This is a genomic window from Shewanella sp. POL2 (assembly GCF_000282755.1).
GTDB lineage: Bacteria > Pseudomonadota > Gammaproteobacteria > Enterobacterales > Shewanellaceae > Shewanella > Shewanella xiamenensis.
On sequence record NZ_AKZL01000130.1, the window covers coordinates 1 to 9480 of the forward strand.

Below are 9480 nucleotides of genomic sequence, written 5' to 3' on the forward strand. Positions count from 1 at the left end.
CAAGAGCTGTATCGCTCGGGTAAGTAACCGAATAAAAAATGCCGCTGATTAGCGGCATTTTTTATCTTTCAAATCAGCATTTTTTAAATCCAAGCCGACATAGATGGTTCGGTCTCAGGCTGAGTTTGCTGCGCATAATATTGTCCAATACGCTGGCCAACCTGCTGATAAAACTGAGGTGATTCGCCCTGAATAGGTTGACGAGCCGTTGTTGTACCCATTTTGGCATTGGTATTGGCTGGTCTCGGATTTTGTTGGCCGACTTTGAGGCGAATATCCTTACGTTGCAGCGCGGCTGGGCCGCGTACAGGCACTTTTAATGTCTTGGGAAGCGCGCGATCAGCGGCAACAATAGGAGCTTGCTTTTCCTGCTGTTGCTGGCTCTGTTGCTGCGAGGATTGCTGTTGCTGCTGCTTTTGTTGAACTTGTTGCTGATTTTGCTCAAGTAATCGAGCCTGTTGCTGAGCTTGGTCTGCAGTACGTTCATTTTGCGGGTTAAAGGCGCGTTCTTCATGGCCTTTAGTCGCAGCCTGAGGTGGGATAACCACTGGTTTTAGCTGATTGTCGACCCGAGCCGAGTCCGTCGCGACATTGGTCGTCGCTAGCGGAACCTGGGGGTAGTTACTGACAAGCAGCATGAAAAATTCCTTGTAGCCTTAATGGTTAAATACTAGCCACTAATTGCACAAAGATAAAGCATTAGTCCTTGAATTGTGCCAACCAAGGTAAGAGTGCTTGTAAGAATTCTTGCCTATGTGACACGAATGGCGCGTGGGATGCTTTGGCGAGCATCACATCGGTGATGTGGCTTGCTGTTGGCATTTTAGGTTGGACGCGTTTGGGCACGAGTCCATCTAGTCTGCCCCATATCCGCAGCCAAGGTTGGTTGATGCTCGATAGCTGCGGTCTCAGATCAACTTGATTCAGCATATCAAGGCCTTGAGTTAATGCCGCTGCATCGGGAAGTGGGCGAGCTAAGACTAAATCCCGTAGCTGTTTGATATCGTCTTTGGCTGTTTCACTGCCCATGGCTTGAATTGCTAAAAAACGTTCAATGGTTTTTGGTAAATTTTGCCCAAGCTGTTCGCCAAACATACTGAGTACTTGTGGCGGGATACCGGGCCATGCTTCTTCTTCCCTTGCCATAAAACAGGGGGAAGAGGCGATAGTGACTAACCCTTTAATTTGCAATGGATAGCGAATGGCAGCTTGAGTTGCCACTAAACCGCCCAGCGACCAGCCAGCCCAAATTGCATTGGCGGGTAAGCTACTGATTAACGCATCGACCCAAGCAGATAAATCGCCCGCTATCGGTTGGCTTAAGCCAAAACCCGGCAGATCGACATAGTGCACTCTATACTCAGACAGTTGCTCATGCAGCGGCGTAAACACGGCGCTATTAACCCCCCAACCGTGGATCATCACCAGATCTGGCCCTTGGCCAATGGTTTCGATATGGAGTGGATGATGAGTAGACGTTGTAGCGTTCACTAAAATACCTCAAATAGGATGTTGTATGTCGGGCGATAGCAAATGGATTTGGTCGCAACAGGGGGCGAAGCTATTACGCTTAGTCTCGCATTGGGGGCATCGTTGCTTGGCAGGCAGTTTACCTAACCGCTGCTTACTGTGCCACCAATCCCTAAATTCAACGGAAGCAGGATTTTGCCAGGTATGCCTGCAAAATGGCTTGTATCACAGCCCCATTTGCTTAGGTTGCGGCAAATCCATGCAACTTGAGCTGGAATATTGTGGTCAATGCCAAAAGCATCAGCCGCGAAAAGTCATCGCTCCTTGTAGTTATCATCAAGGCTTTGGCCCTTGGATAGCCGCTATCAAATATCAGGGACAACTTGCCGCCTTACCCCTATTGTGCCAAGCCTTAGTGGCGCGCATTGGTCAGCTTGAACAGCAAGGATTAATCACGCTACCGCAGGCCATAGTGCCAGTCCCTTTACACCCTAATCGGCTGCGCCAACGTGGATTTAATCAAGCATGGTTAATCGCCCATGAGTTATCGCAACGCTTACAGTTGCCCTTAGTTGACCAAGGATTAACACGGCGGCAGGATACCCGCCCACAGGCTGGACTCAATGGTGCGCAGCGGCGAAGAAATCTACAGGATGCCTTTGAGTTAAATGCTGATTTTGCCTATCAACGCATTGCATTAGTGGATGATGTGGTGACGACAGGCACGACGGTTGCGGAGATCGCCAGTTTATTCGAAGCGCGATATGTGCATGTTCAAATATGGTGCCTTGCACGAGCCGAAGCGCCAGGCTTGTTGGAGATAACGGACTTATAGTTAACAAAGATCGTTGCAGTGTAGCGTTACGAACGTCAAAACTATGTCAAAAATATGGGAAATAAAAAATAACTTTTAATTTTGCGATAAAATGTAAGTATATGTATCTATAGATTTTGTTTGTTACTCGTATTGAGATACCTTCTAATCATATTTTGTTTGGGGGTATTTATGGACGCTAAACGGGCGCTATCAAATGCCAATATGGCATCGACATTACAAGACGTTATTCAGGCGATAAGTGCTGCTTTGAAACCGCACGGTTTTAATGGATTCTGGTTTCAAGGGGTCGCACATTGTGCGTATGAAAACTATCACTTCCCAAAAGAAACCAATTTGTTCTCGCAAGCCTCGCTGCGTAAACCCACTGCCAGCGTAGCTTCATCCCCAAAAGTTGCCCAATTGCAGCGTTTTTATTTAAGTCAGATTGCCGCTAGTGATTTTAATTTTGGTTTTTCGTTAGATACATCAAGATCTTATCTTTATCGCTTGTCGTGTGAGAAAAGTGACAAGGCTCGCCGACTTTTTAATAAGCACCATATTCAAACCGTATTAAGTTGGCCCGTTGCATGCCATAGCAATCGACATTGGGCGGGTCGCTTTATTCTACTGAGTCATTTGGATGATTCGGACATCCAATTAACGGATTTGAGCGCGACCTTAAAGGATGCCCAAAACAAGCTATTTGAATGTAATAAGTCATTGTTTAATCCGTTTCTTCAAAGTTCTCTACTGAAAGATAATGCGAGAGATATCTTAGTTATGGTCGCAAACGGCCTGCAGAATGACGAAATTTCAACCCAGCTCCCGATAAGCATTAGGGGAGTTGAATACCATATGGAATCAATGCGTAGGAAGTTTGGGGCGACGAATCGAGCAAACTTAATTCATCTCGCCCATCAATATGAGTTGATCTAAATATGTTGGTATTACTGGTTGAAGACAATCGGCTGCTCTCTAACAACATCATTCAATATCTTGAATTGAGTGGCATAGAGTGCGATTACGCGTTCAACCTAGCGCAAGCAGATATGCTCATTAGCCAGCAGCAATTTGACGCAATTATTCTCGATCTAAATTTGCCGGATGGGGATGGGATTGAAGCGTGTGAACGCTGGAAAGCACAGTGCATTACCTCACCAGTAATCATGTTAACTGCACGTAGTAGTCTGAATGATCGCTTGAGTGGGTTTACTGTGGGTGCAGACGATTATTTAATAAAACCCTTTGCGATGGAGGAGCTGGTCGCGCGGCTGAAGGTGGTTGCTCAGCGTCGTCCCGCACCCCAAAGGTTGATTATTGGTGACCTAGAAATCGATTTTGCAAACCACATGGTGTATCGGCAAGGGCAACTGCTGGCTTTGTCTAAAACCGGATGGCAGATCCTGGCTTTATTAGCGCGTCGTAGTCCAGAAACGGTGACTAGAGAAGAGATTGAGCGAATGCTTTGGCCCGATTGTGCACCAGATAGTGACAGCTTGCGCAGCCATATTCATCTTTTGCGCCGAGTGATAGATCGCCCGTTTGAGCGGCAAATATTACATACAATTCGTGGCGTTGGCTTAAGCCTTAGGGATGAAATCAATGCAAGCGCCTAAATTTAGCCTTAAGCGTAGCTATCAAGTGTGGGGAGTTATTTTTCTTTTAATAACCTTAGGCGTGAATAGTTTTATCCCGCTTTGCATGATGTGTGCAGGTATGATTTCTATGCATGAAGTCACAATGCACAATGCAGGACAAGCTGCCGAAGCATTACTGAAGGCGGCACAGCCAACTCAGCAACCATTACAGCAGCCGATTCTAAAAACCGATAACTTAACTGTCTATGCTCATTGGCGAGATATTCCGCTGCAAATTCGTAAGTTAAATAACAATGAAGTCTTAACAGATGCGAGCACAATTCGCTATGAGCATGCAGAAGGTCCCATTGTTAACGCGCTAAGTGTGTACTACCCCCAAACTGGCCAGCCGCTTTACGTTTGGCTACAGTTTAGCGTTACCCATGATTTGCACTTTGCCCCTAAGAATATGACGGCTATTTTGCTGCTTGTCTTGATTACCTTTTGTGCAAGCGCAAGCTTAGCGTTTTTTATGCAAAGTAAAGTGATTACGCCTGTGCATCAAATTAGCCATGCGATTAAGCAGCATGATTGGGAAGCCGGAGGCAAACTGAGTTTACCGCAACAAGAATACGCTGAACTTAAAGCCATTGTTGATGCTTTAGATGACTCGATTTTACAGCTTCAAGAGGCCCAGCAACGCGAACTTAATTTTTTACGCTTTGCTAGCCATGAGTTAAGAACGCCAGTCGCCATATGCCAATCTTCATTCGAAATCCTCACATTACAACAAGGTGAGCTTACAGGACCAACGCTGTATGCTTCCCAAGCAACCAATCAAATGAAGTCACTTATTGAAACCTTACTGTGGTTGACCAATAAAGAGTGTTCCAGCTTAGAAAAGGAAAAAGTAGCGTTATCGCCTTTGCTTGCCAGTATTATCGAGGAGCAGCAACGGGTTCATGGTCATGAGCAAAAAATTCAATTATTTTCTGACGATACTTGTTTGCCCGTTCAGCTTCATCCACTAAAAATAATATTAAGCAATTTATTAAGGAATAGTATTGAGCATGGGGGGCGGGATATTCGCATTACTCAAGATGCTTGTTGTATAGAAATAACTAATTTCTATAATAGTAATGGTCACCATGGATTTGGTTTAGGACTTTTACTTGTGAAACGTCTCGCAAATCAATTGGGTTGGATTTTTACTAGCTCATCTGAAAATAATTTATTTTCCGCCAGGTTGGAAATATCTAACGGCTAAATAATGCAAACGATAAATTTACTGCATTAAACCACACACTTTTAAAATGCAAAAGCGCCGTTGGGCTTAGATCACATAGTCATCATGATATTCATAGTAACGTTATTATATAAGGTTTACTGGTTGGTACGTATTTGAAAATACTTCCTAGAATACATGGTTGAGAGGGGATCTATGTGTAAAAAAAGTGTGGCATCTATTTTAGTTAGTGCAATAGTATTTAGTGGTTCAGTATATGCTGACGTGAATAAAACGAGTGTGGATTTAGGTTATAAGTTTTATACCGGTGACACAAAAAATGATAACCCAGGTGTTTTTAATCAACCTTTTGTAAAGTTGAATCATTTGGGGATTGCTGACTGGGGGACTTACTTTGCTAATCTTAAGCTCGAAAACCCGGCTGAAATCGCAGAAAACCAAAAACATCTTGATGGTAAAACTACCATTAAGTCATTATTGATACTTGAAAATAAGCTCGGAGAATCGCAGTTCAACTTCTGGACCCAGAACTTTATCTCTGCGAGTGAAACGCTGGTTGAAGATAATCTTTATTTAGGTGTTACCCACAATGTAAAAATTCAAAAGTTATCACTAAACTATGGGGTTGGTTTAAACTATACCATTGGTAGCTTTTCCCCTACCTCAGAAAAGTTTAACGACCTATCAGGTTATGCTGTAGTTTTAAATGCAAAGTATCCATTTGAGTTACTAGGGTTTAAACATAGTTTAAGTTTGAATTATGAGGCGCAAATTGATAGGGATAAAGCGCATCAAGCATTATTTTCATACGACAGCTATGGTCATCAGATAATCACAACATTACAAACAAACCTTGCTGATTCAATTTTTTCAAAAATATATGTCACTCATTATGATAGCTGGGGATCACAATATAATGATGGGATTGAGTACGGTGTATCTATTGGTTATCAGTTTTAACGGTTTGTCAAATAGGTTGAATTTTTAATAAGTAGAATCTCATTTCATTTGGTGTTGTTCTATTTTTTATCAAAAATAATAAGGGAATTATAATGCATTATAAAAAATCCATTATTGGTATTGCTGTCACTGCAACAGCAATTATTGCCGGCTGTCAAGTGACCCATCAAATAGTAAAAAGCCAAGGCACTGCTCAAGGTAAGCATGGCGAAGTGCAGGTCGAAACCACATTCAAAGACGGACATATTGTAGCGATTGATGTACTCAAGCAAAAGGAAAATAAAGTCCTTGCTGGTGCCGTATTTAAAGATGTTAAACAGGCAATTATTGATAATAACTCTATCGAGGTTGACGGTATTGCTGGCGCCACAGTAACGTCTAAAGCGCTCAAAGAAGCCGTGGGTAAAAGTATTGAAGCCGCGGGAGTCACTCTTGTTGCAACGGCTTCTGCTAAGAAAAGTGAGGCGTTAACCCCAGCAGAATATACCTATGATGTGGTGATTATTGGCTCGGGTGGAGCAGGTTTTAGCGCTGGTTTAGAGGCGAAAGCTGCGGGTCGCTCCGCTGTTATTATTGAAAAAATGCCAATTATTGGTGGTAACTCATTGATCTCTGGCGCTGAGATGAATGTGGCCGGTAGTTGGGTACAAAAAAATATGGGAATTACCGATAGCAAAGAGCTGTTTATCAGCGACACGCTGAAAGGTGGTGATTTCAAAGGTGATCCTGAAATGGTTAAAACCATGGTCGATAATGCCGTCGGCGCAGCTGAATGGCTAAGGGATTACGTCAAAGTAGAATTCTACCCAGATCAATTATTTCAGTTTGGTGGACACAGCGTTAAACGGGCATTAATCCCTAAAGGTCATACTGGGGCAGAGGTCATTAGTAAGTTTTCGATTAAAGCGGATGAAGTCGGTTTACCGATCCATACCAATACTAAGGCTGAAAAGTTAATCCAAGATCAAACGGGTCGCATTGTGGGTGTAGAAGCGACACATAATGGCAAAACCATCACTTACCATGCTAAACGCGGTGTTGTGATTGCAACGGGCGGTTTCTCCTCGAATATGGAGATGCGCAAGAAATACAATCCAGAACTCGACGAGCGTTATGGTAGTACAGGCCATGCGGGCGGCACAGGTGATGGCATTGTGATGGCAGAGAAAATTCACGCAGCGGCGAAAAATATGGGCTATATCCAGTCATATCCTATTTGTAGCCCAACCTCTGGCGCGATTGCCTTGATTGCAGACTCTCGCTTCTTTGGAGCGGTGTTAATCAACCAGAAGGGTGAGCGTTTTGTTGAGGAATTGGAGCGTCGAGATGTGATTTCGCATGCCATTCTGGCACAGCCAGGACGTTATACCTATGTGTTATGGAATCAAGCTATCGAGGACGTTGCCCATACGGTTGAAATGCACCAAGGCGAACTGAAAGAATTTACCAAAGATGGGCTAATGTACAAGGTTGATACCTTAGAAGAAGCCGCTAAAGTCTTTAATATTCCTGAAGATAAGCTGTTATCAACGATTAGAGACGTTAATCGCTATGCAGCTACAGGAAAGGATGAAGCCTTTAATCATCGCTCAGGATTAGTCGATTTAAGTAAAGGACCTTATTGGATTTTAAAAGCGACACCTTCTGTGCACCATACGATGGGCGGCCTTGTGGTTGATACACGTACTCGTGTACTGGATGAACAAGGAAAGGTGATTCCGGGCTTGTTTGCTGCGGGTGAAGTGACGGGTTTAACCCACGGAACCAATCGTCTCGGTGGTAATGCTTATACAGATATCATTGTTTTTGGCCGTATCGCGGGACAAGAAGCTGCAAAATAATTTGTCTTTTATAGGATCTTTTTAGCGACTCAATTGAGTCGCTTTTCTTTTTATTAATGCTTGTTTACTCATGCATAATGCTGATGTTTAAGTGTTATTTATAAATTGCTAAATAAGGCTTGAATCGTGATCACTATGGCAAAAATCCATAAACTTGCGCCCAAGGGGACTACAAAGCGCGAGTGACTAGGAGTATCATACGGCTAATTCTTACTAAAACACTCAGGTATCCCCTGACGGAGCTGGTTTCCATGATTACGATTTCCGATGCGGCTCAAGCCCATTTTGTAAAGTTGTTAGCAGATCAACCTGAAGGCACTCATATTCGTGTATTTGTGATAAGTCCAGGTACCGCACAAGCAGAGTGTGGCGTGTCTTACTGCCCGCCTGATGCCGTTGAAAGCGACGATATTGAATTAGAATTTAATGGCTTTAGTGCCATGGTCGACGAAAAGAGTGCGCCTTTCTTAGAAGAAGCTTCAATTGACTTTGTAACCGATCAATTAGGTTCGCAATTAACCCTCAAAGCGCCTAACGCGAAAATGCGTAAAGTTGCGGGTGATGCGCCGTTAGTGGAGCGTATCGAATACGTGATCCAATCTGAAATCAACCCACAGTTAGCTAGCCATGGCGGTAACATTATGTTGGTTGAAATCACTGGCGAAGGTGTTGCGGTATTGCAGTTTGGCGGTGGTTGTAACGGTTGCTCGCAAGTGGATATCACCTTAAAGGATGGTATCGAGAAACAATTGTTAGATATGTTCCCCGGTGAATTAACTGGTGTGCGTGACGTAACCGATCACCAACACGGTGAGCATTCTTACGCTTAAGCTTTTGAGTTGAGCTAAATGAAAAAACGCGACCTTGAGTCGCGTTTTTTATATCTCTTAATTTGTATTAGTTCAGACTAGATCTGACACATCATCTTGAAAAGATGAGAGTTACCCGTTTTGATAAAGGTGTCGAAACTTAATCAAAGCAAAAAGGTAACTCTCATGCTTCATACTAACAATCCCATCATTAAACACAAAGCTGGTTTACTCAATCTCGCTGAAGAATTGGGAAACGTGTCTAGAGCTTGTAAAGTCATGGGGCTTTCCCGTGATACTTTCTATCGCTATCAAGAGCTGGTTGAAAACGGCGGTGTTGAGTCATTGATTAATCAGTCCAGAAGAACACCTAACCTCAAGAATCGTGTTGATGATGTAACTGAAAATGCCGTCTTAACACATGCTATCGCATTTCCTGCCCATGGGCAGTCTCGCTCTAGTAACGAGCTTCGAAAACAAGGGATATTTGTCTCCGCCAGTGGCGTGCGCTCCATTTGGTTACGGCATGGCTTAGAGAACTTCAAAAAGCGATTAAAAGCCCTCGAAGCCAAAGTCGAACTAGAAGGGATAATCCTTTCGGATGAACAAGTTGCCGCCCTTGAGCGTAAGCAGCAAGACGATGAAGCCTGTGGTGAAATTGAAACGCATCATCCAGGTTATCTCGGCTCACAAGATACCTTTTACGTTGGTAGTCTTAAGGGCGTAGGCAGGATTTATCAGCAAACCTTTGTCGATACTT

9 protein-coding genes and 1 pseudogene are annotated in these 9480 nt (G+C 43.6%); 8 read left to right on the forward strand and 2 right to left on the reverse strand.

The annotated features are described in order from the left end of the window. Positions 1 to 83: 83 nt before the first annotated feature. On the reverse strand, positions 84 to 638 hold the full coding sequence (locus SHEWPOL2_RS20720; protein WP_037431259.1) for a hypothetical protein: 555 nt from the start codon (positions 636 to 638) through the stop codon (positions 84 to 86). Between the two features lie 61 nt (positions 639 to 699). Beyond that, positions 700 to 1491 (reverse strand): pimeloyl-ACP methyl ester esterase BioH, encoded by a 792-nt coding sequence (gene bioH / locus SHEWPOL2_RS20725; RefSeq protein WP_037431261.1) that lies wholly within the window; start codon positions 1489 to 1491, stop codon positions 700 to 702. Between the two features lie 25 nt (positions 1492 to 1516). Between bioH and SHEWPOL2_RS20730 the strand changes: the two genes are divergently transcribed. From SHEWPOL2_RS20730 to SHEWPOL2_RS20765, 8 genes and pseudogenes are all read left to right on the forward strand, one after another. Next, positions 1517 to 2305: a ComF family protein gene (locus tag SHEWPOL2_RS20730; RefSeq protein ID WP_037431263.1), complete on the forward strand. Its 789-nt coding sequence runs from the start codon at positions 1517 to 1519 to the stop codon at positions 2303 to 2305. A gap of 171 nt (positions 2306 to 2476) precedes the next feature. After that, the gene (locus SHEWPOL2_RS20735; protein WP_037431265.1) at positions 2477 to 3223 is read left to right on the forward strand and encodes a helix-turn-helix transcriptional regulator; all 747 of its coding nucleotides are present in this window, start codon (positions 2477 to 2479) and stop codon (positions 3221 to 3223) included. Between the two features lie 2 nt (positions 3224 to 3225). Beyond that, entirely contained in the window at positions 3226 to 3903 is a 678-nt protein-coding gene (locus SHEWPOL2_RS20740; RefSeq protein ID WP_037431267.1) for a response regulator transcription factor, read from the forward strand. Beyond that, positions 3890 to 5131, forward strand: a complete 1242-nt coding sequence (locus tag SHEWPOL2_RS20745) for a HAMP domain-containing sensor histidine kinase (RefSeq protein WP_037431269.1) — start codon at positions 3890 to 3892, stop codon at positions 5129 to 5131. The genes SHEWPOL2_RS20740 and SHEWPOL2_RS20745 overlap by 14 nt, the downstream gene beginning before the upstream one ends. A gap of 174 nt (positions 5132 to 5305) precedes the next feature. Then, positions 5306 to 6070, forward strand: a complete 765-nt coding sequence (locus tag SHEWPOL2_RS20750; protein WP_037431271.1) for an outer membrane protein OmpK — start codon at positions 5306 to 5308, stop codon at positions 6068 to 6070. A 92-nt stretch (positions 6071 to 6162) separates the two neighbouring features. Beyond that, positions 6163 to 7911, forward strand: coding sequence for a urocanate reductase (urdA, locus tag SHEWPOL2_RS20755; RefSeq protein WP_037431274.1), 1749 nt, complete (start codon positions 6163 to 6165; stop codon positions 7909 to 7911). A 251-nt stretch (positions 7912 to 8162) separates the two neighbouring features. Continuing rightward, on the forward strand, positions 8163 to 8741 hold the full coding sequence (gene nfuA, locus SHEWPOL2_RS20760) for a Fe-S biogenesis protein NfuA (RefSeq protein WP_037431276.1): 579 nt from the start codon (positions 8163 to 8165) through the stop codon (positions 8739 to 8741). 165 nt (positions 8742 to 8906) lie between these two features. Then, positions 8907 to 9480: pseudogene (locus tag SHEWPOL2_RS20765) on the forward strand (IS481-like element ISShes15 family transposase); the annotation flags it as partial.

Bases quoted from the DNA above. Each gene is read 5' to 3' on its own strand.
- SHEWPOL2_RS20730 (WP_037431263.1), top strand. From the start codon at position 1,517: ATGTCGGGCGATAGCAAATGGATTTGGTCGCAACAGGGGGCGAAGCTA.
- SHEWPOL2_RS20750 (WP_037431271.1), top strand. From the start codon at position 5,306: ATGTGTAAAAAAAGTGTGGCATCTATTTTAGTTAGTGCAATAGTATTT.
- SHEWPOL2_RS20735 (WP_037431265.1), top strand. From the start codon at position 2,477: ATGGACGCTAAACGGGCGCTATCAAATGCCAATATGGCATCGACATTA.
- urdA (WP_037431274.1), top strand. From the start codon at position 6,163: ATGCATTATAAAAAATCCATTATTGGTATTGCTGTCACTGCAACAGCA.
- SHEWPOL2_RS20720 (WP_037431259.1), bottom strand. From the start codon at position 638: ATGCTGCTTGTCAGTAACTACCCCCAGGTTCCGCTAGCGACGACCAAT.
- SHEWPOL2_RS20745 (WP_037431269.1), top strand. From the start codon at position 3,890: ATGCAAGCGCCTAAATTTAGCCTTAAGCGTAGCTATCAAGTGTGGGGA.
- nfuA (WP_037431276.1), top strand. From the start codon at position 8,163: ATGATTACGATTTCCGATGCGGCTCAAGCCCATTTTGTAAAGTTGTTA.
- SHEWPOL2_RS20740 (WP_037431267.1), top strand. From the start codon at position 3,226: ATGTTGGTATTACTGGTTGAAGACAATCGGCTGCTCTCTAACAACATC.